At 69.9% G+C, this 22,526-nt stretch carries 18 protein-coding genes; 10 read left to right on the top strand and 8 right to left on the bottom strand.

Features of this window, described 5'->3' with window-relative positions; translation table 11 throughout:
* Positions 1 to 28: 28 nt before the first annotated feature.
* Positions 29 to 1,003: a sugar-binding transcriptional regulator gene (locus tag BLT19_RS04465; RefSeq protein WP_091487017.1), complete on the top strand. Its 975-nt coding sequence runs from the start codon at positions 29 to 31 to the stop codon at positions 1,001 to 1,003.
* A 159-nt stretch (positions 1,004 to 1,162) separates the two neighbouring features.
* On the opposite strand, the gene BLT19_RS04460 is transcribed toward BLT19_RS04465, so the two are convergent.
* From BLT19_RS04460 to BLT19_RS04445, 4 genes are all read right to left on the bottom strand, one after another.
* Complete coding sequence (locus tag BLT19_RS04460) at positions 1,163 to 1,819, bottom strand: aspartate/glutamate racemase family protein (protein ID WP_091487014.1); 657 nt, start codon at positions 1,817 to 1,819, stop codon at positions 1,163 to 1,165.
* Positions 1,820 to 1,821: 2 nt separating this feature from the next.
* Positions 1,822 to 2,739 carry a carbohydrate ABC transporter permease gene (locus BLT19_RS04455; RefSeq protein WP_091487011.1) on the bottom strand — a complete coding sequence of 306 codons (918 nt, stop codon included), beginning with the start codon at positions 2,737 to 2,739 and terminating at the stop codon, positions 1,822 to 1,824.
* Positions 2,739 to 3,623, bottom strand: coding sequence for a carbohydrate ABC transporter permease (locus BLT19_RS04450; protein ID WP_091487009.1), 885 nt, complete (start codon positions 3,621 to 3,623; stop codon positions 2,739 to 2,741). Before BLT19_RS04450 ends, BLT19_RS04455 begins: the two co-directional genes overlap by 1 nt.
* 61 nt (positions 3,624 to 3,684) lie before the next feature.
* Positions 3,685 to 5,025: an ABC transporter substrate-binding protein gene (locus tag BLT19_RS04445; RefSeq protein ID WP_091487006.1), complete on the bottom strand. Its 1,341-nt coding sequence runs from the start codon at positions 5,023 to 5,025 to the stop codon at positions 3,685 to 3,687.
* Positions 5,026 to 5,180: 155 nt separating this feature from the next.
* Between BLT19_RS04445 and BLT19_RS04440 the strand changes: the two genes are divergently transcribed.
* The 4 genes from BLT19_RS04440 (at position 5,181) to BLT19_RS04425 (ending at position 10,836) form a co-directional block, all read left to right on the top strand.
* The gene (locus BLT19_RS04440) at positions 5,181 to 7,172 is read left to right on the top strand and encodes a glycoside hydrolase family 127 protein (protein ID WP_091487004.1); all 1,992 of its coding nucleotides are present in this window, start codon (positions 5,181 to 5,183) and stop codon (positions 7,170 to 7,172) included.
* A 10-nt stretch (positions 7,173 to 7,182) separates the two neighbouring features.
* Positions 7,183 to 8,481, top strand: a complete 1,299-nt coding sequence (locus BLT19_RS04435; protein WP_091487001.1) for a RuBisCO large subunit C-terminal-like domain-containing protein — start codon at positions 7,183 to 7,185, stop codon at positions 8,479 to 8,481.
* Complete coding sequence (locus BLT19_RS04430) at positions 8,474 to 9,760, top strand: four-carbon acid sugar kinase family protein (RefSeq protein WP_091486999.1); 1,287 nt, start codon at positions 8,474 to 8,476, stop codon at positions 9,758 to 9,760. The genes BLT19_RS04435 and BLT19_RS04430 overlap by 8 nt, the downstream gene beginning before the upstream one ends.
* A gap of 104 nt (positions 9,761 to 9,864) precedes the next feature.
* Positions 9,865 to 10,836 carry an IS481 family transposase gene (locus BLT19_RS04425; RefSeq protein ID WP_091486997.1) on the top strand — a complete coding sequence of 324 codons (972 nt, stop codon included), beginning with the start codon at positions 9,865 to 9,867 and terminating at the stop codon, positions 10,834 to 10,836.
* Between the two features lie 92 nt (positions 10,837 to 10,928).
* On the opposite strand, the gene BLT19_RS04420 is transcribed toward BLT19_RS04425, so the two are convergent.
* Positions 10,929 to 14,009 carry a glycoside hydrolase family 2 TIM barrel-domain containing protein gene (locus BLT19_RS04420; RefSeq protein WP_231917788.1) on the bottom strand — a complete coding sequence of 1,027 codons (3,081 nt, stop codon included), beginning with the start codon at positions 14,007 to 14,009 and terminating at the stop codon, positions 10,929 to 10,931.
* Entirely contained in the window at positions 14,006 to 14,938 is a 933-nt protein-coding gene (locus BLT19_RS04415) for an aldo/keto reductase (RefSeq protein ID WP_091486995.1), read from the bottom strand. Before BLT19_RS04415 ends, BLT19_RS04420 begins: the two co-directional genes overlap by 4 nt.
* Positions 14,939 to 15,013: 75 nt before the next feature.
* Here BLT19_RS04415 and BLT19_RS04410 point away from each other — a divergent pair, with 75 nt between their 5' ends.
* Positions 15,014 to 15,922, top strand: coding sequence for a nucleoside hydrolase (locus tag BLT19_RS04410; RefSeq protein ID WP_091486992.1), 909 nt, complete (start codon positions 15,014 to 15,016; stop codon positions 15,920 to 15,922).
* A gap of 3 nt (positions 15,923 to 15,925) precedes the next feature.
* Here BLT19_RS04410 and BLT19_RS04405 read toward each other — a convergent pair whose 3' ends face one another.
* Positions 15,926 to 16,936, bottom strand: coding sequence for a LacI family DNA-binding transcriptional regulator (locus BLT19_RS04405; protein WP_091486990.1), 1,011 nt, complete (start codon positions 16,934 to 16,936; stop codon positions 15,926 to 15,928).
* A gap of 106 nt (positions 16,937 to 17,042) precedes the next feature.
* Between BLT19_RS04405 and BLT19_RS04400 the strand changes: the two genes are divergently transcribed.
* The 4 genes from BLT19_RS04400 to BLT19_RS04385 are packed head-to-tail and all read left to right on the top strand — an operon-like array spanning position 17,043 to position 21,479.
* Positions 17,043 to 17,987, top strand: coding sequence for an NAD-dependent epimerase/dehydratase family protein (locus BLT19_RS04400; RefSeq protein WP_091486988.1), 945 nt, complete (start codon positions 17,043 to 17,045; stop codon positions 17,985 to 17,987).
* Positions 17,984 to 18,913, top strand: coding sequence for a 5-dehydro-4-deoxyglucarate dehydratase (locus tag BLT19_RS04395; RefSeq protein WP_091486986.1), 930 nt, complete (start codon positions 17,984 to 17,986; stop codon positions 18,911 to 18,913). The genes BLT19_RS04400 and BLT19_RS04395 overlap by 4 nt, the downstream gene beginning before the upstream one ends.
* Entirely contained in the window at positions 18,910 to 20,004 is a 1,095-nt protein-coding gene (locus tag BLT19_RS04390) for a mandelate racemase/muconate lactonizing enzyme family protein (protein ID WP_091486983.1), read from the top strand. Before BLT19_RS04395 ends, BLT19_RS04390 begins: the two co-directional genes overlap by 4 nt.
* Positions 20,005 to 20,036: 32 nt before the next feature.
* Positions 20,037 to 21,479, top strand: coding sequence for an aldehyde dehydrogenase (NADP(+)) (locus BLT19_RS04385; RefSeq protein ID WP_407939827.1), 1,443 nt, complete (start codon positions 20,037 to 20,039; stop codon positions 21,477 to 21,479).
* Positions 21,480 to 21,489: 10 nt separating this feature from the next.
* Here the strand turns inward: BLT19_RS04385 and BLT19_RS04380 are convergent, their stop codons facing one another.
* Entirely contained in the window at positions 21,490 to 22,512 is a 1,023-nt protein-coding gene (locus BLT19_RS04380; protein WP_172825590.1) for a LacI family DNA-binding transcriptional regulator, read from the bottom strand.
* Positions 22,513 to 22,526: the final 14 nt, after the last annotated feature.

Genomic DNA, 22,526 nt, shown 5'->3' with positions numbered 1-22,526 from the left:
GGATGCGTCGACGGGAGGTGATCGCGGAGTGTCCACCACCCACTACGCCCGCCCGAGCGACGGACAGGTGCGTCTGATGACCAAGATCGCGCGGATGTACCACGAGCGCGGTGTGCGTCAGGCCGAGATCGCCGCCGCGCTGAGCATCTCGCAGGCGAAGGTCTCGCGGCTGCTGAAGCGCGCCGAGTCTGTCGGCATCGTCCGGACGACCGTCACCGTCGCCCCCGGTGTGTACGCCGACCTCGAAGAGGCGCTCGAGGACCGGTACGGGCTGACCGAGGCCGTCGTGGTCGACGTCGGCCCCGACGCCGACGAGGCCGAGACCCTCGCCTCCATCGGCGCTGGCGCCGCCGCCTACCTCGAGGCGACGCTGGGCGGCACCGACCGCATCGGGGTCTCGTCGTGGAGCCAGACGGTCCTGGCCATGGTCGACCGCCTGCGACCGTTCACGGTGCGCGGAGCGACGGAGGTCGTGCAGCTGCTCGGCGGCGTGGGCGCGCCGGAGTCGCAGAGCCATTCCAACCGCCTGCTGAACGAGCTCGCCCGGATGCTGGGCGCCGAACCGGTCTATGTGCCTGCGCCCGGCGTGGTGGCCGGGCCCACCATCCGCGACAGCCTGCTGGCCGATCCGTCGATGCAGGAGGTCACCCGCCACTGGCGCGAGCTGACGATGGCGATCATGGGCATCGGCAGCATCGAGCCCTCGAACGTCCTCGCCACGAGCGGCAACGCGTTCGCGACTGAGGAGCGCGCCGATCTGCTGGGCGCCGGCGCCGTCGGCGACATCTGCCACCGCATCTTCCGCGCCGACGGATCGCTCGTGCGGGGCGACCTGGACGATCGCATCATCGCGATCCCGGTCGACGACCTGATGCGCATCCCGCGCCGGGTCGGCATCGCCGGGGGTCCGCGCAAACTCGATGCGATCCAGGGCGCGCTGGCCGGCGGGTGGGTCACGACGCTGATCACCGACCTTCGCACCGCCGAGGACCTCACCGCCTGACGCGCCGGTGTGCTTCGGTCCGCGCAGCGCAGCGCACCGCGCCCGAGGCATCCCCCCGCGCGGCTCTTTCCTGTTCCCGCGCCACAGATTCACGCCGCGGGAACAGGAAAGAGCCGCGCGAAGCGCGCGCGGGCCGGGTCAGCGCGCGCGCGGGCCTGGTCAGCGCGCGGCGAGGGTCTGGCTCAGGCGGGTGATCCCGGGAACGAGGCTCGTCAGCACGGGGACCGACACGTCGGCGGCTTCAGCGGCGGAGGCCATGGATGCCTGCGCGAGCACGACCACGTCCACCCCAGGAGCCCGCCGCTCGATCGCGGCCGCCACGAGCCGGTCGTGCGTGTCGCGGTCGCCGGAGGAGACCGCCGCGAAAGCGCCGTCGACGACTTCGCTGACGATCGTCGGGGATTTGCCGGCGAGGTCGGCGCGCTCCTGGATCAGGGCGAGCGTCGGGCGAAGCGTGGTGGGCAGCGTCGCGAGCACCGCGATGCGCGCCCCCGTCGCGACGGCGTCATCGGCCATCGCCTCGTCGATCCGAAGTACCGGGATCCCGACGCGGTCGGCGGTGGGCGCTGCCAGGTGCGAGATCGACGAGCAGGTGAGCATCACGGCGTCGGCACCGGCGCGGCGAGCCGCGTCGACGAGATCGGCAAGGCGATCGGGGACGGATGCCGCGAGCTCGTCGTCGCCGAGATCGGCGACGATCTTGTCATCGAGGTAGTTCACCGTGGCGATGCCCGGCAGGTGCGTGCGGGCGAGTTCCATCACGGGCGCGATGACGACGGCACCGGTGTGCAGGAACGCGATTCTTTGCGCGGACACGATCAGCCCTTCAGCGATCCGGCGGCCAGGCCCGCCATGATCTTCTTGTTCAAGAATACGAAGACCACGAGCAGCACGACGATGTTGATGCTGATCGCGGCGAACAGCGGTCCGTACTGGGTGGACCCGTACTGGTCGTTCAGGCTGAGCAGACCCACCTGGATCGTCGCCAGGTCGGGCTTGGTCGTGAACGTCAGCGCGATGAGCAGGTCGTTCCACACGCTGAAGAACTGCACGAGCGCCACCGTGATGATCGCGTTCTTCATCAGCGGCAGCCCGATGACGAAGAAGGACTTGAGCGGCCCGGAGCCGTCCATCGTCGCCGCTTCGAAGATCTCGCGCGGGATCGCCCGGAAGTACGCCGCCATCAGGAAGGTCGTCAGCGGCAGACCCATCACGATGTAGGTGAGGATCATCGGCCACAGCGTGTTGGACAGCCCGGCCCGGAAGTACACGGTGAACAGCGGCACGAGGATCATCTGGCCCGGCACCATGATGCCGGCGAGGATCAGCAGGAGCGTCGTGTGACGGCCCTTCCAGATCATGACCTCCAGCGCGTATCCCGCCGCGACACCGAGCAGGACGATGATCGCGACGGAGGGCAGGGTCACCAGCAGGCTGTTGCGGTAGTTGACCGCGACGTTGCCGCGCGTGAACGCCTGGATGTAGTTCTCGAGGTTGAAGGACTCGGGAAGGGACCAGGTGGGGTTGGAGAGGAACTCCGCCTGCGTCTTGAACGATCCGAGGATGATCCACAGCTGCGGGTACAGCACGATCACCAGCAGCAGGGCGACGATGATCCACACCGGGATGCGGCGCAGGGCCCGGCTGGCGCGCCGCGAGAGCGGTTGCTGCACCCGCGGCGGGGGCGCCTTCCGCGACACGTCGCGACCGGTGGTGAGGGTCTGGGTGGCGGTCATCAGGCGTCGACCTTCCGGCTCGAGGAGCGGAACACGGCAAGGGTGAACACGAGGCACAGGAGGGTGAGCACGAGGGCGATCGTGCTGCCGTACCCGTACTCGGCATATTCGAATGCCGTGCGGTACATGTAGAGCGTGAGCGGGGCGGTCGAGGTGCCCGGCCCGCCGTTGTTCAGCGCGAGCAGGCTGTCGAAGACCTTGAGCGTCGAATTGAAACTGAAGATGAGGGAGGAGATCAGGATCGGCGCCGACAGCGGCACGATGATGTGGCGCACGAGCTTGAACCCGTTCGCCCCGTCCAGGCGAGCCGATTCGATCAGCTCGTCCGGGATGTCCAGGAGGCCCGTGTAGAGCAGCACGGCGTAGAAGCCCATCGAGCTCCAGAACGTCATGGCGAGGGCGACCGCCATCGTGCCGATCGTCGAGGCCAGGAACTCGACACTGCCGAGCCCGAAGAAATTCAGCAGGTCGTTGACCGGACCCTGATTGTCGCCGACAGCGACGAAGCTGCGGAACAGCAGGGCGACGGCGACCGTGGGCAGCACCATGGGGAAGAACACCGCTGTGCGCACGAACGCCGAGCCCTTGCGCAGGACGAAGACGTAGAGCAGCGCCAGCAGGTAGCCCAGCGCGATCTGGCCGGCCGTGGCCAGGAACGCGAAGATCACGCTGACCCACAGCGACTGGATGGCCGCAGGGTCGTTCGTGAAGAAGGTCACGAAGTTCTGGAATCCGACGAACTCGAAGCCGCGCAGCGAGTTGCCCTCGAAGAAGGACAGCCCCAGCGACCAGAGCACCGGCACGACCTTGAGCAGCACATACAGCACGAGAGTCGGCGCCAGCAGGATGATGATCGTCTTCCGATCACCGAACACGTTCTTCATAACGCTGCTCCCTACACTCGGACGGCCCGGGCCACGCGGTGGCCCGGGCCGTCCTGGTGAATCACTTGTTGGCGTCGATCGAGGTCTGCAGCTGTGCCATGTAGTCCTCCGGCGACAGCTGTCCGCTCACCAGGAGCGAGACGTTCGACTGAGCCAGCGAGGTCGACTTGCCGTCCATCAGCGCCTCGAACCAGAGCACGGTCTCATCGATCGCGGCCACCTGCTCCTGAACCATCTTGGTGGTCTCGGGCACGTCGGTGACCTCGCCGTTGACCTTGAAGCCGGAGACGACACCGGCATCGCCCAGCGCCTGCGCGCCGTAGTTCTCGGCGATGCAGCCGAGCCAGTCTGCCACCTTCGGGCCGTAGGTCTTGGGGTTCATCGCCATCGCCGTGCCGGCGTTGGCCGGCCACTGGTCGATGTTGCCGGCGCCGCCCTCGACGGCGGGGAACGGCATGAAGCCGATGTTCTCCGCGCCGATGGTGTTCTGTGCCTCGTCGTTGATGTTCGAGAGCAGCCACGTGCCGTCGTACTTCATGGCCGCAGCGCCGGTGAGGAACTGGTTGTTGGCCACCGAGGCATCCTGCGAGATGAATCCGTCGCCGAAGTCACCCGCCTCCGCCATCTGCACGAGCGCCTCGGCGCCGGCCACGTACTCGGGGTCGGTCAGCTTGGCGTTGCCGTCGCGGATGTCGGTCATCGCGTCGAGTCCGACGTTGCGATAGATGTACATGCCGATCAGGCGGGTCAGCGGGAACGCCTGCGCACCGGCCATCGCCATCGGCGTGTAGCCGGCGGCAGCCAGCTCCTCGTTCGCGGCGACCAGGTCGTCGAAGGTCTGCGGCTCGTCGAGTCCGACCTCTTCGAAGATGGCCTTGTTGTACCAGATGCCCTCGAGGTTGTACTGGTAGGGCAGCGAGACGTACTGGCCGTAGACGTTGTTGATGGTGGATGCCGCAGCCGGCAGGATCTGGTCCCAGAGGCCCTGGTCCTCGAGGGCCGCCTGGTAGTCGACGAGCAGGTCGGCCTTGCCGAGGTCGCCGTCCGGGCGGACCATGGCGGTGCCGGCGATGAAGTGCGCGGGCAGCGAGTCCTGGCTGGCCAGGAGGGTCACCTTCTGCACGACGTCGGCCTGGGCCACTTTCTCGTGCTCGAGCGGGAGCGCCTCGTTCTCCGCCTTGCACTGGTCTTCGGAGAGCGCGGTGAGCTGCGCCTCCAGCGTCGGGTTCTCGTTCGCGGTCAGGACCGTGAAGGTCTCGGGGTCGGTGCCGGTCGCGGCTCCTCCACCTGCGCTCTCGGATGCACCGGGAGCGGCTCCGCCGGCACAGGCGGAGAGCGGGAGAAGTGTTGCGAGCGCGAGACCGGTCACGATCATGCTGCGGCGCGTGCTGCGGGTTTTCATAGCGTCCTCCTTGACGACGGCCATGCGGGGTGAGGGTACGTCAGTGACAGTAGGCAACTTTTCGGAGTGTGTCAACAGTCAGGGTTGAAATTCTATTCACTTTGTGGCTCAATCGTCACTGACAGACTTGATCCGCACTCGGAAGGACACACACCATGGCGGTGACGACCTCGCTCTCCACGCACACCCCCCTGCGCGCACTGGATGCGGCGAACGCGCGATGGGCTCGCGGATTCTGGGGCGACCTGCACGCACGGACGCGTGATGTGACGGTGCCGCGCATCTGGGAGTCGCTGAGTGACCCGCAGGTGAGCCCCGGTCTGCAGAACTTCCGCCTCGCCGCAGGGCTCGCATCCGGCGAGCACATCGGCCCACCCTTCATGGACGGCGACTTCTACAAGTGGCTCGAGGCCGCGATCGCGCGCCTGGAGACCGACCCCGATCCCGAGCTGGCCGCCCAGGTCGAGGAGCTGGCGCAGCTCATCGCCTCGGTGCAGCGCGACGACGGCTACCTGCACACACCCACGTTCATCGCCGAGCGCAACGACGCGCCGGTGTCCGCACTGGCCGACCGGTTCAACTTCGAGACGTACAACCTCGGGCATCTGATCACCGCAGGGGTGCGGCACTTCCAGGTGACCGGCAGCACGACCCTCCTGGATGCCGCGAAGAAGGCGGCGTCATTCCTCGAGGACCTCGCCACGAACAAGCCGGTCGAACTCGCGCGAAGCGCCATCTGCCCGTCGCACTACATGGCCGTCATCGAGCTGTATCGCGCCACCGAAGACGAGCGGTACCTCCGCCTCGCCGAGGCGTTCGTCCGCGTCCGCGACGAGTTCGACGAGGGGGGCGACGACAACCAGGACCGCGTCCCGGTGCGCGAGCAGACGGCCGTGGCCGGCCATGCCGTGCGGGCCAACTACCTCTACGCGGGTCTGGCCGACCTCGTCGCCGAGACAGCTGACGACGAGCTGCAGGGCGTGCTGGAGAACCTGTGGCGCGACGTCGTCGACACCAAGCTCTACATCACCGGCGGCTGCGGCGCGCTGTACGACGGGGCATCCCCCGACGGCAATCCCTGGCAGGGCGGGATCAGTCGCGTGCATCAGGCATACGGACGCGCGTACCAGCTGCCCAACACGACCGCCCACGCCGAATCATGCGCGAACATCGGCATGATCCTGTGGGGCGAGCGGATGCTGGCACTCACCGGCGACGCGACCTACGCCGACGTCATCGAGCAGATCGCCTTCAACAGCCTGCTGGCGAGCGTGAGCCTGGAAGGCTCGGAGTACTTCTACACGAATGCCCTGCGCCAGGTGCGCGACCTGCCCTACGCCCTGCGCCGCCCTGGTGACACGGGACAGCACCCGGTGCCCGAGCCTCCGGCATCCGACGAGCGACTCCGGCAGCGCTACCTGAGCTGCTTCTGCTGCCCGCCCAACATCGCCCGCACCCTCGCGCGGTTCCACGAACGAGCCGCATCGCTCTCCGCCGACGGCGTGTACGTGCACCTCTACGGCGGCAGCGATCTCGACGTCACCGACGAGGACGGCCGCCGCCTGGCCCTCCGCGAGGACAGCGACTATCCCTGGCAGGAGCGCATCGCCTTCACCGTGACCGCCGCCGAACGCTCGCTGCCCGTCCACCTGCGCATCCCGGGCTGGTGCACCGGCGCATCCCTCACGGTCAACGGCCAGGCGGTCGAGGTCTCAGCGCCGAGCACGTACACCCGCATCCAGCGCGACTGGGCGGTCGGCGATCTCATCGAACTCGTCCTGCCCATGCCGGTGCGGATCCTGCGCGGGCACCGTCTCGCCGAGGAGATCACGAACCAGGTCGCCGTGCAGCGGGGTCCGGTCGTCTACGCGCTGGAAAGCGCCGACCTTCCCGCCGGAGTCGTCCTCGAGCAGGCGGCCCTGCGTCGGGGCGCCGCACCGATCCCGGTCGAGGCGGAGATCGCAGGGACGCGCGTGCTCGCGCTGGAGACCGAGATCGCCGTGCTTCCGGCGGTCGCCGAGGACGGACTGTACGCCGACCTCGCCGACGAGGCGATCGGGTCGGCGCGGGTGCGGCTCATCCCCTACTTCGCATGGGGCAACCGCGGGCCCGGGGAGATGTCCGTATGGCTCCCCCTGGTCTGGTGAGGACGCCATCATGAGCATCTCCCCAGCATCCGCCTTTCCCGCACCCGCGTTCACGCCCGGCGCGTACGTCACGGCGACCTACATCATCGAGACCTCGCTGCCCTTGGAGCACGCCGCCGAAGTCCTGGCCGGAGAACAGTCCACCGGGACCTTCGTGCGCGTCGAGCGCGAGTCGGACGCCGTGCGCGCCCGCTTCGCCGCGCAGGTCGTCAGCATCGACGAGATCCCGCCGACTGCAGCGTCCGCGCTTCCGGGTTCCGTCGGCGACCCCGCCCTGCGCCGCCGCGCCCGGATGCGACTGCGGTTCCCGCTGGACAACTTCGGGCCCTCGTTGCCGAACCTGCTGGCCGCCGTCGCGGGCAACCTGTTCGAGATGAAGGAGCTCGCCGCCATCCGGCTCGTCGACCTCGACCTGCCGCAGGCGTTCGCCGACCGATACGCCGGACCCGCCTTCGGCATCGCCGGAACGCGGGCGCTCATGAACCGGCCGACGGGTGCGATGCTCGGCACGATCATCAAGCCCAGCATCGGGCTCTCCCCCGCTGAGCTGGCCGAGGTCGTGGGCGAACTCGCGGCGGCCGGCGTCGATTTCATCAAGGACGACGAACTGCAGGGCAACGGACCCGCATCGCCGCTGGCCGACCGCGTGGCCGCGGTCATGCCGGTGCTGGAGCGACACGCGGACCGCACGGGCACCAAGCCGATGTACGCGTTCAACATCACCGACGACATCGGCAGGCTCGAGGCCAACCACGACCTCGTCGTGGCGGCCGGCGGCACCTGCGTGATGGCGTGCATCAACATGGTCGGACTCGCGGGCCTGGAATACCTGCGCACGAAGTCCAGCGTGCCGATCCACGGGCACCGTGCGATGCTCGGTGCCATGGCGCGCAGCGATCAGGTCGGCATCGCGTTCGGTGCGTGGCAGAAGCTGGCCCGCCTCTCCGGAGCCGATCACCTGCACACCAACGGGATCAGCAACAAGTTCTACGAGTCCGACGCCGAGGTGCTCGCCGCCATCGATGCCGTGCGCACACCGCTGCTCGGCCTGACTCCGACCGTCCCGGTCCTGTCCTCCGGCCAGTGGGGCGGGCTCGCTCACGCCACGTACGAGGCGGTCGGGACCACCGACCTCCTCGTCCTGTCAGGCGGCGGCATCCACGGTCACCCCGACGGGGCCGCCGCGGGCGTCGCGAGCATGCGCGACGCGTGGGCGTCGGCCGAACGCGGCGAGCCGGCGGAGGAGGCCTTCGCGGCGTCGGAGCCGCTGCGCCGGGCGTCGGAGCGATTCGGGCCGGTGCGTGTCTGAGACCGGATCGCACGGGCTTCGCGTCGCGTTCTACGGTGACGACTTCACCGGGAGTGTCGACGCGCTGCTGCAGTTCGCGCGACACGGATGGTCGGGGCGGCTCTTCGTCGGCCTTCCGGATGCCGCAGCGCTGAAGCGGGCGGCGGCGGAGTGCGACGTGGTCGGCATCGCCGGAATCGCCCGCTCGCTGCCGACCGGGCAGCTCGACGCCGAACTGCGGCCGGTGCTGTCGGCCCTCGCCTCGCTCTCTCCCCACGTCGTGCAGTACAAGGCCTGCTCGACGGCTGACTCCTCACCGCAGATCGGCAGCCTCGGCCGCGTGATCGAGCTCGGACGCGAACTGATCTCGGACGCGCCGGTGCCGGTGCTGTTCGCGCAGCCCGATTTCGGACGCTTCACGGCGTTCGGTCACCACTTCGCGGCTGAGGGCGGCGTCGTCTATCGTCTGGACCGCCAGCCGACCATGTCGACGCACCCGAGCACGCCGATGACCGAGTCCGATCTCGCCGTGCATCTGGGCAGGCAGACCGACCTGCCGATCGGGTCGGTCTTCCATCCGACGTACGCGTCGGCGGACGCGCTGGTCTCGGCGCTGCGGGACGACGATGCGGCCGCCCTCGTGCTGGACGCCCTCGACGAGGCGCATCTGATCGCCGTCGGTGATGCGCTGCACGCGTTGCCTGGGCCGGTCTTCGCGATCGGCTCGGGCGGGTTGAGCACCGCCGTCGCTGCGGCGGAGCCGGGAACCCAGGTGGCGCTGCCGGTCGCGACCGATTCGACCGGACCGATCCTCGCCGTCTCCGGCAGTCGCTCGGCCCAGACCCGTCGCCAGGCGGACGCGGCGGCCGCGGCCGGCTGGCTCGTGCAGCCGCTGGAGCTGGACGAGGGCAGGGCGGATGCCGCAGCCTCGACGGTCGTGGAAGCGCTGGCGGCCGGGCGCAGCGTCGTGCTGACCTCGGACGATGCGGACCCGACGCCGGTGGGAAGCCGTCCGGTGCTCGAGGCGATCGCCGAGGCCGCGGCATCCGTCATCTCGTCCGCCGTCTCCGCGGGGACGACACGTCGTGTGATCGTGTGCGGGGGCGATACGTCCAGCCGGATCACGCGGCTGCTCGGCGTCGAGTCGCTGTCGATCGCGGCGAACCCGTGGGGGAACATCGTGCTGCTGCACGCCGCGTCCGCCGACCCCGCGATCGACGGACTGGAGCTGCTCCTCAAGGGCGGTCAGGTCGGCGACGTCGACCTGTTCGAGCGCATCCGGGGCCTCGGCGAGCGCTAGCTGTACCCGGCTGTGACGTTGGTGACGGTTCGGGACTTGCGGTGAGGAGAACCTCCGGGGCTTAGTGGAAGTGCTTACGTTCCCTAGTCTCCCCGGAGGTTCCCATGGCCCACGGTAATGCTCGGTTGAATATCCACGGACGGACCCTGTTGATAACTCGGGTCATTCATGATGGGCGCCCTCTCGCTCATGTCGCCCGAGAGCTCGGGCTCTCGCGTCAGTGCGCGCATCGGTGGGTGTCCAGGTTCCGGCTGGAGGGCGCGGCCGGGTTGGTGGATCGGTCGTCCCGGCCACGGTCGATGCCGCGGCGCACGCCAGTCGAGATCGAGCAGCGGGTGCTCGCGTTACGCGCTCAGCTGCGGCAAGGTCAGGACCGGATCGGGCCGGTCGCTGGGGTTCCAGCCCGCACGGTCGGAGCGATCCTGCGCCGCCACGGCGTCCCACGGTTATCGGAATGCGACCCGTTGACCGGGCAGATCATCCGCGCCTCGAAACAGACCGCCGTCCGATATGAACGCTCCCGCCCCGGTGAGCTGGTGCATATGGACGTGAAGAAGCTGGGCCGTATCCCCGACGGCGGCGGGTGGCGCGCCCACGGCAGAGCGGCCGGCGATACCGCCGCTCACAAGAAGGCTCGGATCGGCTTCGACTACGTCCACTCGATCATCGATGACCACTCCAGGCTTGCGTACTCCGAGATCCACCCGGACGAGAAGGGGCCAACCTGCGCTGGGTTCCTTGCCCGCGCTGCCGCGTACTTCGCCGTGCACGGCATCCCCCGCATCGAACAGGTCATGACCGACAACCATTTCAGCTACCGGCTCTCACACGACGTCCAGGCCGTGCTCCGCACGCTCGGCGCGAAACACGTCCTCATCCGCCCGCACTGCCCCTGGCAGAACGGGAAGGTAGAACGCCTGAACCGCACTCTGCAAACCGAGTGGGCCTACCGGCAGGTCTTCCCCTCAAACACCGCCCGCACCAACGCCCTCGCACCCTTCATTGAGCACTACAACACCGAACGCCACCACACCGCCATCAACGGCACACCCCTCAGCAGAGTGTTACCCACGTGACTGCTGAGTACAGCTAGCCGCGCCGTTTGCGGACGAGACACGCCGCGACGTCCGGTGCGTTCGCGGCGTGTTTCGTCCGCGAACGGGTGCGGTCAGCGCGGGTCGACCTGCATACGAAGCGACCACGCGGTGTGCTCCCGCGGGAGGCGGTACCGCTCCGGCAGCGCCGGGCCGACCGATGCCGAGCCGACGCCCTGCTGGGCGGAGTCGAGGTTCAGCCACACCCGGCCCGAGTCGCGCAGCTCGTGCGGCTTGGCCGCGCGCTGCAGGTCGAGGGAGGTCCATCGGCGTGCGGTGAAGTCGAACTGCGGTCGGCCGTCCACCCGCAGCCCCGGCATCCCCTCGCCGGAGAGCGACAACCACCGCGTCTGCACGTGGTTGCCGTTCTCCTGCGGCACCGGGTACGGCGTCTGCAGCTCGTCGATCGTCCGGGCGAACCGGCCGATCCGTGATCCCTCGTACGAGTCGACGTAGGTCTCACCCGGTCCGCGCCCGAACCACTCGACCCGATCGAACCCACCCGGAAGCGAGAGCAGCAGACCGACCCGAGGCACCCAGATGTCGCGGTGCAGGTAGGGCGTGTCGGCCCAGGGTCCGGTGAAGTCGACCTCGACATCCAGCACGACTCCGGCGCCGTCGGCGCGCCAGAGCATCGACCACGTCACGCCGTGCGGGTGGGTCGTCGGTGCGGTGCGTCCGCTCGAGCGCAGCCAGCCGTCGCCGTGCTCGACGGAGTCGGTGCGATGCAGCATCCGATCCATACCCGTTCCGCGCCAGACCGATGCGAGGTCGTTCAGCGAGCCCTGCCCGTGATCGTTCTCGGTGGGTGCGCGGTGCACGTCGATCCATGGGCCGTCGAGCTCGAGACCGCCGAGTCGATGGAGGCGCCCGGTCGCCGCGTCGAACGCTGCGTCCCCGACGACGATCGCGCCGCCGAGGCTCGAGAGCCGGCCGTCGCGCCGAGACTGGTCGCGTGCACCCGCGTCTCGGGCAGAAGCCCGGGTCTCGACGGAATCCGGCTCCGGCACGGGCGGGCGCCCGGGCCTGGGCTCGGGCTCCGCGAGCAGCGCCTGACCCCATGCCACGACGTGACCGGCGGGCGCCCACAGCGTGCCGGCCGCGAGCACCGCCTCGACCGTCAGCACGGCGGGGCCGGAGCCAGGAGCGGATGCCGCAGCGGGCAGATCGAGGCTCGTCCGATGCCCCGCGGCGAGCGGGGCCAGCTCGAGCATCCCCTCGTCAGCGGGCAGGCCGTCCACCTCGATGGTCCAGCGGAAGACGAGGTCGGAGGTGTCGGCGCTGTGGCGGCCGTTGACGATCTCGATCGCGTCGGCGATCTCGATCCGAAGCGGCGCGTAGGCCTTCGCGATCTCGGTCAGCGCGGGGGTGGGCGTGCGGTCGCTGAACACGACGCCGTGGAGGCTGAAGCGCCCGCCCTTCGGCTCGGATTCGACGTCGTCGCCGTGCAGGATGTACGGCACGCCGTCGTCCGTGACTGCGGAGAAGCCGTGGTCGATCCACTCCCAGATGAACCCGCCGCACAGCCGCTCATGCGCGTCGATGATCCGCTGGTAGTCCTGCAGCGAACCAGGACCGTTGCCCATGGCGTGCGCGTACTCGACGAGCAGGAACGGCAGGCTGCGACGTCGCGCGTCATCGGCGTCGATGACCGCGTCCGCGCCCGCAGACTCGGTCTCGTCCTCGTCGTCGTCGTCGAACACGAGGCCGTGCATCCCGAGTCGTCCGCCCCGGGGCTCCTCGCGGCGACCGATCTGCTCGAGGAGCTCCAGCGACGGATACATCACCGAGTAGAAGTCCGAGTCGCGGTATCGCGGGTCGCGCTCGTACAGCACGGGGCGCGACGGGTCGCGTTCCTCGAGCCAGGCGCGCATCTCGGTGATGCCGTCGCCGACCCAGCTCTCGTTCGCGAGGGACCAGATCACGATGCTGGGGTGGTTCTTGTCGCGCTCGACGGTGCGGTGCAGCCGGTCCAGCAGCGCGGCGCGCCAGCGCGGGTCGGCCGGTGGGTTGCCCTCCCACCCGGCGTAGATGAACCCGTGCGTCTCGAGGTCGCATTCCAGCACCACCCACAGGCCGTACTCGTCGCACAGCCGCAGGAACTCCGGATGCGGCGGATAGTGGCTCGTCCGCACGGCGTCGATGTTCGCCCGCTTCATCATCACGATGTCGCGCACCATCGTCTCGCGATCCAGCGTGCGGCCCGTGTCGGGATGGTGCTCGTGCCGGTTCATGCCGTGCATGGTCACCGGCCGCCCGTTCACCGTGAACACGCCGTCGACGATCTCGATGCGCCGGAAGCCCACGGCGAGCTCGACCACCTCGCCGGCCGAGGCCAGCGTGCCGCGGTACAGGCGCGGGACGTCGGCGCTCCACGGCTCCACGGGTACCGACGCCGTCTCGCCGGCAGGGATGCGGATGCCGAGCTCGGCGATCTCGACGACCGCATCGATCGAGGCGTCCACCCGCAGTGTCCCGGTCCCGGTGAGGTGGTCGTAGTCGGCGTGCACGAAGTTGTCGTCGATCGCTCCGGCCGGCCGCTCCAGCAGCTCGACATCTCGGAAGATACCGGGGAGCCACCACATGTCCTGGTCTTCGAGGTAGGTCCCACTCGACCACCGGTGGACCCGGACCGCCAGCACGTTGCGCCCGGGAACGACCGGCGCATCGAACTCGAACGGCAGCCTGCTGCCGCTCGACCAGCCCAGCTCCTGTCCGTTCAGCCAGACCTTGGCGCACGAATCGACGCCCTGGAAGCGCAGGACCGCGTCGCCCCACCCGGCCGGCACGTCGAAGACCAGCCGGTAGTCGCCGGTGGGGTTCTCGGTCGGCACGCGCGGTGGATCCAGCGGGATCGGATACGCCGTGTTCGTGTACAGCGGCCCTTCCGCCGTGCCGCGCATCGATCGCGCGGGTCCGCCGCTCAGCGGCGTGAACGCTTCGAGCACCCAGTGGGACGGGACCGGCATGTCGTCCCACGACCCGTCATCGAACCCGTCGCCGACGAAGTCGGCCCCAGTGCCGTCCGCCGTCGGCGACAGTCGGAACTTCCACATGCCGCCGAGGCTCTGCACACGGGCGTCGCTTCGGGTGTCGGAGCGCGCAGCGCGCCGCCCGGCGCCCGGTTGCGTGCTCTCCCAGTAGCGCTCGCTCACGCGGCATCCTCCCCGTCCGACAGCGGACTGGGGGCGGTGCCGAGCCCCTCCAGCTCGACCCAGAGCTCGTCGGGGACGACGACATCGCGCAGTGCGACCAGCTGCTCCAGCCGTTCCGGCGAGGAGACTCCTACGACGGTCGAATCGACCAGCGGCGAGCGCAGCGAGAAGTGCAGCGCAGCGGCTCGCAGCGAGATGCCGTGCGCCGCGCAGGCTCGCTCGGCGCGCTCGACCCACTCGGTCAACGCGGCTCCGGCGGGGCGGTAGCCGTAGGTCGCGCCCGGCGTGGCGCCGGAGGCGAGGATGCCGGCGCCGAACGGCGCCGCGTTGTACGTGCGCATCCCGCGTCGTCGCGCATCCTCGAGCAGGACGCTCGCGGAGCGGTCGACGAGCGTGAAACGGTTGTGGGTCAGGAGCGCGTCGAACATTCCGGTCGCGACATATTCGCGCATCAGCGGCACCGGACCGGCCGCGATCCCGATCGCGTCCACCGCGCCGGCGTCTCGAAGCTCCCGCAGCCCCTCAACCGCCCCGCCGGGCCCGAACGCCTGGTCGGTCGTCACCGAGTAGGGGTCGTGCAGGTGCAGTGTGCCGATCCGCTCCAGTCCGAGGCGCGCGAGGCTCTCCTCGTACGAGCGCAGCACGCGATCGCGATCGAATGCGCCGGTTCGCGGGTCGGCGTCGACCTTGGTCACGATCTCGGCCGTGGTCCGTTCACCACGCTCACGGACAGCGGCGAGCGCCGTTCCCAGCACCTCCTCCGAGCGTCCGTCGGCGTATGCGTTCGAGGTGTCGACGCGGGCGAACGGGCCGGTGAGCAGTGCGATCGCCGTGGCGACGGCGTCCGCCTCTTCGGGGGATCCGGGCCGCGTGTCGCGGCCGAGCGGCGAGGTTCCGACGGTGATGTCGTCGAACACGGGCTGATGCATGAGTGCATATCCATTCTGATATGAATGTGATTGCACTCTACTTGAACGACGACGAACCGTGGAAGGCTCGAGACGATGCTCATCAACGATCCCCGCCGACGCCGCGTCCTCATCGACTCCGACGTGGCCAACGAAGCCGACGACCAGTTCGCTCTCGTCCACGCCCTGCTCTCGCCCACACTCGATATCCGCGGCATCATCCCCGCGCACTTCGGCACGAAGCGCACGAACGAGTCGATGCGCGCCTCGCGTGACGAGCTGAACCGCATCCTCGAGCTCATGGACATGACGGGTGTGGTCACCGTCGCCGACGGAGCGCCCGCGGCGCTGCCGTCCGAGACGGAGCCGGTGGACAGCCCGGGCGCTCGCCTGATCATCGATGAGGCTCGCAGGCCCGACGCCGGGCCGCTGTTCATCGCCTTCCTCGGGCCGCTGACCGACATGGCCAGTGCGCTGCTGCTCGCCCCTGACATCGCCGACACCGACACGACCGTGATCTGGATCGGCGGGGCGCCATACGGCGACATCGAGTTCGCCGGCACCTGGCCGGAGTTCAATCTGCGCAACGACATCGCCTCCGCCAACGTCGTGTTCGCGTCGGGCCTGACGATCTGGCAGGTCCCGTCGAACGTCTATCGTCTGGTCAACGTGGGCTATGCCGAGCTGCGACGTCGCGTGGAGCCGCACGGCGCGATCGGCCCGTACCTCGCCCAGGGCGTCGTCGACTTCAACACGGCGCACAACCCCGTCCCGATCGAATCGCGGTCGCTTGGCGATTCCCCAGCCATCGCGCTGATGATCGAACCGTTCTCGGGCAATATGCGGATCCAACCGCCCGTGCGCTTCACCGCCGATGGACGGTACGAAGCGGCCGAGGAGGGCGGTGAGGTGCGCGTGGTCGAGCAGATGGACGTGCGCTTCCTGCTCGAGGACATGTTCGCCAAGATCGCCGAATTCGGCGAGTCCGGACGATCCGCGGATTGACCGTCAGGCCGGAACTGGGCCCGTGCTTGCGCGCACCTCGAGGCTGCCCTCGAGCCAGAGCGGACCCGGAGCACCGTCACCGCGCATGACCTGGTGCAGCTGTCGCCACGCCTGCACCCCCAGCGCCTCCTGCGGCACGTGCACGGTCGTCAGCGCCGGCGTGCTGAACCGCGCGAACGGGATGTCGTCCACGCCGACGACCGACAGCCGCTCGGGCACCGCCACATCGAGCTCCCGCAGGCGGGACAGCAGACCCAGCGCGACCAGGTCGTTGAAGGCGAGAACGGCGGATGCTCCGGTTCCGAGCACCTGCGCTGCGCTCGCGAACCCGTCCTCGAGGGTCGAGCCCACACTCACGCGGTCGATCCGCAGATCCGGCCGACGCGCGAGCGCCGCGTCCAGCCCGAGACCGCGCAGCCGGTTCGATGCGCTCGTGGGTGGGCCGCCCGCGTACACCAGGTGCCGGTGTCCGAGGCCGACGAGATGCTCGACGAGCAGTCCGATGGCCTGTTCGTAATCCATCGACACCTGCGGCACGGCCCCGGCTTCGATGCCGCGGTTCACCACGGCGACGGGGGATGCCGCAGCCAGCACGGCCTCGAGATCGGTCTCACCCATGCGCGGCGCGCACAGGACGAGCGCGTCGCACCGCCGGCGCGCCTGGATCGCGGCATCCCGCTCCGCGTCAGGGGTCTCCTGGGTGTCCCCGACGAGCACGCGGAAGCCGTCCTCGGCAGCAGCGCGCGTGACCCCGCGCAGGATCGACTGGAACATCGGGTTGGCCAGATCCGGCACGAGCACCGCAACGGTGTTGGTGCGCCCGAGCGACAGACTCCGCGCCGTCTCGCTCGGCCGGTACTGGAGCAGCTCGACCGCACGGCGCACGCGCTCCGCGATCGCCGGGTCGACCGTGGCGAGCCCGTTCATCACCCGCGACACGGTCGCCCGGGAGACCTGAGCCTGCGTTGCGACGTCGTCGATCGTGACCGGACGACCCGCGTCGCCTGACACCATGGGTCGCTCCTCCGCTCGGGTGCCGTCTCAGCACGGCGCCCTCAGTCTAGTGGCCCGAGAAACCGGTTTCTGATACGCTCGGACGATCCGATCCCGAAGGACATCCATGCGAATCGTCGTCACCGGCGCAGCCGGCCGTCTCGGGCGTTCTGTGGCGCAGGCGCTGCGCGACGCCGGCCATGCCGTGCTGAGCGTCGACCGTGCCTTCGCGCCGGGCGACGAGGGAGAGACCGCCGACCTCACCGACCGCGACGCCACCGAGATCCTGTTCACCCGCCTCGCGCCCGACGCGGTGGTGCACCTCGCCGCGATCGCGGTCCCGTTCAGCGCCCCCGAGCACACGATCTTCACGGTCAACACCGCGATGGCCCACTCCGTGCTCGAGGCGGCGGTCGCGGCCGGCGCCTCGCGGGTCCTCGTGGCATCCAGCCCGACGGTGCTCGGCTACGGTTCCCCGACCTGGGACCCGGGGCGCCTCCCGCTGGACGAGCGCAGCCCCCGGGGGGCGTCGAACTCGTACGCGCTGTCGAAGATCTGCATCGAGGAGACGGTCGCCGCATTCGCACGTCGCGAGCCGTCGGTCCGCTTCGGGGCGTTCCGCCCCTGCTACGTCATCTCGCCCGAGGAGTGGTCGGGCGCGCCGACCCAGCAGGGCCACACCGTGCTCGAACGCCTCGAGCGGCCCGAGCTGGCCGCCGTCTCGCTCTTCAACTACGTCGACGCCCGCGATGTGGCCGCCTTCGTCGGGACCTGGCTCGAGGCCGATCGCACGCCGCCCGGGGCCGTCTACGTCGTCGGCGCGGCGGACTCGCTCGCCGTCGAGCCGGTCGCCGCCCTGCTCGCGCACTTCCACCCGGGCACCACGCCGTACGTGTCGGCACTCGATGCGGACGCGCCGGTGTTCTCCTCGGCCGCTGCCGCACGCGACCTCGGCTGGCGACCGACGCGGTCGTGGCGCACCGAACTCGCACCCGAGGACCTCGCCCGGCTCGAGAGCCCGCGCGGCCCCGCACTCGACGGTTCCCCTCTTCCTCAGAAAGCAGTCTCATGAGCTTCGACTTCGCCGACGGCCCGCTCTTCTTCCCGGTCACCGCGTACGCCGCGGACGGCAGCGTGGACCACGAGCTCACCCGCGAGCACATCGAGCGCGGCGTCGCCGCCGGTCCCGGCGGCGTCTTCCCAGCCTGCGGCACCGGAGAATTCCACGCCCTGTCGGCGAGCGAGTCGGTCGCCGTCGCCCGCACCGCCGTGCAGGCCGTCGCGGGCCGTGTCCCGGTGATCGCCGGCATCGGCGGGCCCGTCGGTCAGGCGATCGAATCCGCCCGCGCGCTCCAGGAGATCGGCGTCGACGGCGTCCTGCTCCTCCCGCCGTACCTCGTCGGCGCCACGCAGGCGGGGCTCGAAGCGTATGTCGCAGCGGTGGCCGCGGCATCCGCTCTCCCGATCATCGTGTACCACCGCGCCAACGCGCGCTTCGAGGCCGAGACGTTCGCCCGCATCCTGCGCGACCGGCCGACCGTCGTGGGGTTCAAGGACGGCATCGGCGACGTCGCCCTCGCGCAGCAGATCGTCCTGGCGGCGCGCGCGGTGCGCTCCGATGTGCAGTTCTTCAACGGACTGCTGACCGCCGAGGCCTCGCAGGCCGCGTACCGGGCGATCGGCATCCCGCTGTACTCGTCGGCCGTCTTCGCCATGGCACCCGACATCGCGCAGGGCTTCTACCGTGCATACGTCGACGGCGACGACGTATGCTGCGCGCAGCTGCTCACCGATTTCTACTTCCCGCTGGTCAGCCTCCGCGACACCACACCCGGCTATGCGGTCGCGCTCGTCAAGGCAGGAGTCCGGCTCGCGGGACTGCCCGTCGGCGGCGTCCGGCCGCCGCTGGTCGATCCGGGGGCCGACCACACCGCCCGCCTCGAAGCGCTGCTGGTCATCGGACGCACGCTTATGGCACCGGCGGCCGCGCGCGCATGAGCCGGATCACCCGGCTCCATGTGCGACGCCTGTCGGCGCGCATGCCGCGGCCATGGGTGCCGGCATCCCCCGACCTGCACCTGATCATCGTCACGGTCCACGACGACGAGGGAAACCTCGGCACCGGGTTCTCGTGGACGCCGACCATCGGCGCGTCCGCCGTGACGGCGCTGCTGAGCGATGACATCACGCGCTTCGCGGTGGGGCGGGAAGCGGACGCCGCGATCCTGTGGCCCGCACTGTGGACGCACCTGCACGAAGCAGGCGGAGGCGGGGTCACCACGATCGCGATGGCCGGGCTCGACCTCGCGCTCTGGGATCTGCAGACCCGCAGGAGCGGCCTCGGTCTCGCGACCGCGCTCGGCCGGCGGCACGATCGGCTGCCGGTCTACGGATCCGGCGTCAACCTGCACTACCCGCTCGACGAACTCGTCGCGCAGGTGCAGCGGTGGATCGAACGCGGCATCGACGCGGTCAAGGTCAAGGTCGGCTTGAGCGACCTCGCCGACGACGTCGCTCGTGTCGCGGCCGTTCGTGCGGCACTGGGCCCCGATCGAGCGCTGATGATCGACGCGAACCAGCGCTGGGATGTGCCGACAGCCCGAACAGCCCTGGAACGGCTCTCGGAGTTCGACCTCGCCTGGATCGAGGAGCCGCTGCGCTCCGACGACACCGCCGGCTACCGGGCGCTGGCCGAGGCGATATCGGTCCCGATCGCCCTCGGCGAGAACCTCCACACGATCCATCGCTTCCGCGAGGTCCTCGACGCCGGATTCGCTGCGGTGGTCCAACCGAACGTCGTCCGCGTCGGCGGGATCACGCCGTTCCTGGAGATCTGCTCCCTTGCTGCGGGCCGCGGGATCGACGTGGCGCCGCACCTGCTGCCGGACCTCTCCGCGCAGCTCGCCATCTCCCTCGATCAGCTGTGCTGGGTGGAGGATGTGGAGGATGCCGGATTCGAGGCGCTCGGCGTCCTCGCCGCGCCGTCGCCCGTGCAGATCCGCGGCGCCGAGGCCACCGTCACCGAGGCGCCTGGTCTCGGCCTCACCTTCGCCGACACCACGCCCGATCACTCCGAGGAGTCCTCATGACCACCGCATCCGCTCCCGCACACGCCGCTGTCGTGGCCTCCACACCCGACGAACTCGATGCTGTCCTTGCGCGAAGTGCCGGTGCCGCCGAGGTGCTGCGCACCATTCCCGACGAGGTCCGAGCGAGGTGGATGAATGCCGTCGCCGACGCGATCGACGCGGCCCGTGACGAGCTCGTCGCGATCGCCATGGACGAGACGCACATCGCCGAAGCGCGTCTGATCGGCGAGGTCGCGCGCACGACGGGCCAGCTGCGTCTGCTCGCCGACGTCGTACGGGAGGGTTCGTACCTGGAGGTCGTACTGGATGCGGCGGATCCGACCACCACCCCGCCGCGGCCCGACCTGCGTCGCCTGCTCGTGCCGCTGGGCACGGTCGCGAACTTCGCGGCCTCGAACTTCCCCTTCGCGTTCTCGGTCGCCGGTGGTGACACGGCGGCGGCGCTCGCCGCCGGCTGCCCCGTGGTGGTCAAGGCGCACAGCGGCCACCCCCGCCTGTCGTACCGCACGGCCGAGGTCGTCACCGCCGCCCTCGAGGCGGCGGGCGCACCCGAGGGGACGTTCGCGCTCGTCGAGGGCCGCGAGACGGGCAGCGCCCTGATCGCGCACCCCGTTGTCAAGGCCGGTTCCTTCACCGGGTCGGTCGCCGGCGGCCGCGCGCTGTTCGACATCGCCGCCGGACGGCCGGACCCCATTCCCTTCTACGGCGAGCTCGGGTCGGTGAACCCGGTCGTGATCACGGTCGACGCGGCCGCCGCGCGCGCCACCGAACTCGCCGAGGGCCTCGTCGCGTCCTTCACGCTTGGCTCGGGGCAGCTGTGCACCAAACCGGGCATCGTCCTCGTCCCCGCCGGCAGCGGCATCCCGTCGATCGCCGCGGCGGCGGTCGGGGCGCCGGCTCCCGCGCGACTGCTCACCGACGCGATCGACGCCGCCTTCACCGGCGGATGGGCGCAGCTCGGCGACATCGACGGCCTCACGGTGCTCGTCGACTCGACGGAGATCGACGGCGAGGGCGTGACGCCCGGCCTCGCCGTGGCATCCGTCGATGCGTTCCTGACCGAACCCCGCCTTCGCGAGGAGCTGTTCGGCCCGGCCACGCTGCTGGTCGAATACACCACTCCCGCCGAGGTCTTCCTCGCCCTCGACCTGCTCGAGGGCAGCCTCACCGGCACGATCCACGCGGAGCCCGGGGAAGACATCGACCAGCTCGTGGCGGTCCTGTCCGAGCGAGTCGGCCGGCTGCTGTTCTCCGGCTGGCCCACCGGCGTCGCGGTGACCTGGTCGCAGCAGCACGGCGGTCCGTGGCCGGCCACGACCTCGCTGCACACGTCGGTCGGCGCGAGCTCGCTGCGCCGCTTCCTGCGCCCCCTGACCTACCAGAGTGCTCCTGAATCGGTGCTGCCGGCGGCCCTGCGGGACGGCAATCCGCTGGGCATCCCGCGCCGCGTGAACGGCGTGCTCGAGCTTCCGTAGGGTCTGCCGATCACGGCCCGGCGGTGCGCCCGCCGGTCGACTCGCGCACGACGAGCTCGGGCAGGAATCGCACCGATCGCTCGTGATCGCCGTCCGGCATCGAGAGCTCCTGAAGCAGCAGTTCGACCGCGGTCGCGCCGATGAGGTGGGCGGGCTGGCGGATCGAGCTCATCGGCACCACCGTCGCGGAGGCGAAGTCGATGTCGTCGTAGCCGATCAGCGCGATGTCCTCCGGAACTCGGACGTCGGACATGATCGCGAAGGCCTGCAGCAGTCCGACGGCGAGCAGGTCGTTGGCGGCGAAGATCGCATCGGGCCGCTCGGATGCCGGGCGTGCCACGATCGCCTCACCCGCCGCCCGCCCCTGCAGCACGCTCAGCGCGGACATCTCGATGACCTCGAGCGTGACGTCGGGCCGATCGCGCACCGCCTCCCGCGCTCCACGGAGCCGGTCGGCGACCTGCTGGATCGACTGCGGGCCCCCGACGTATGCGATCCGGGTGCGACCGATCTCGAGGAGGTGGGTGGCGGCGAGCCGACCGCCCTCCACATCGTCGACGGAGACGGAATCGAAGGATCCGCCGACGACGTCGCGGTCCACGAGGACCACCGGCACACCGCTGTCGCGCAACCGCCGCAGGACCGACAGGTCTTCAGACGCGGGCGTGATCAGCACGCCGTTCACGCGCTGCTCCAGGAACAGCTCCAGGTGCGCGGCTTCCCGTGCGGTTCGTTCGTCGCTGTTGCCCAGCAGCACGTTCATGCCCGCCTCGGCGGCGCGATCCTCCGCCCCTCGAGCCACCTCGGCGAAGAAGGGATTGCCGACATCCAGCACCACCAGCCCGATGCTGCGGCTGCGACCGGCACGCAGCTGGCGGGCGGCGTCGTTGCGGACGAACCCCAGCTCGTCGATCGCCTGCAGCACCCGCTCCACCGTGGCAGGCGCGACCTTGCCGGGCTGGTTGAGCACGTTGGAGACTGTTCCGACGGAGACGGATGCCGCGGCCGCGACGTCGCGCACGCTCACTGCCACGCGCATCCCCTTCC

Source organism: Microbacterium pygmaeum (assembly GCF_900100885.1).
In the GTDB taxonomy this organism is placed as follows: Bacteria; Actinomycetota; Actinomycetes; order Actinomycetales; family Microbacteriaceae; genus Microbacterium; species Microbacterium pygmaeum.
This window is presented reverse-complemented; position numbering and strand designations above follow the sequence as displayed.

Bases quoted from the DNA above. Each gene is read 5' to 3' on its own strand.
- BLT19_RS04435 (WP_091487001.1), top strand. From the start codon at position 7,183: ATGAGCATCTCCCCAGCATCCGCCTTTCCCGCACCCGCGTTCACGCCC.
- BLT19_RS04425 (WP_091486997.1), top strand. From the start codon at position 9,865: ATGGCCCACGGTAATGCTCGGTTGAATATCCACGGACGGACCCTGTTG.
- BLT19_RS04450 (WP_091487009.1), bottom strand. From the start codon at position 3,623: ATGAAGAACGTGTTCGGTGATCGGAAGACGATCATCATCCTGCTGGCG.
- BLT19_RS04445 (WP_091487006.1), bottom strand. From the start codon at position 5,025: ATGAAAACCCGCAGCACGCGCCGCAGCATGATCGTGACCGGTCTCGCG.
- BLT19_RS04415 (WP_091486995.1), bottom strand. From the start codon at position 14,938: ATGCATCAGCCCGTGTTCGACGACATCACCGTCGGAACCTCGCCGCTC.
- BLT19_RS04455 (WP_091487011.1), bottom strand. From the start codon at position 2,739: ATGACCGCCACCCAGACCCTCACCACCGGTCGCGACGTGTCGCGGAAG.
- BLT19_RS04410 (WP_091486992.1), top strand. From the start codon at position 15,014: ATGCTCATCAACGATCCCCGCCGACGCCGCGTCCTCATCGACTCCGAC.
- BLT19_RS04400 (WP_091486988.1), top strand. From the start codon at position 17,043: ATGCGAATCGTCGTCACCGGCGCAGCCGGCCGTCTCGGGCGTTCTGTG.
- BLT19_RS04390 (WP_091486983.1), top strand. From the start codon at position 18,910: ATGAGCCGGATCACCCGGCTCCATGTGCGACGCCTGTCGGCGCGCATG.
- BLT19_RS04395 (WP_091486986.1), top strand. From the start codon at position 17,984: ATGAGCTTCGACTTCGCCGACGGCCCGCTCTTCTTCCCGGTCACCGCG.
- BLT19_RS04405 (WP_091486990.1), bottom strand. From the start codon at position 16,936: ATGGTGTCAGGCGACGCGGGTCGTCCGGTCACGATCGACGACGTCGCA.
- BLT19_RS04440 (WP_091487004.1), top strand. From the start codon at position 5,181: ATGGCGGTGACGACCTCGCTCTCCACGCACACCCCCCTGCGCGCACTG.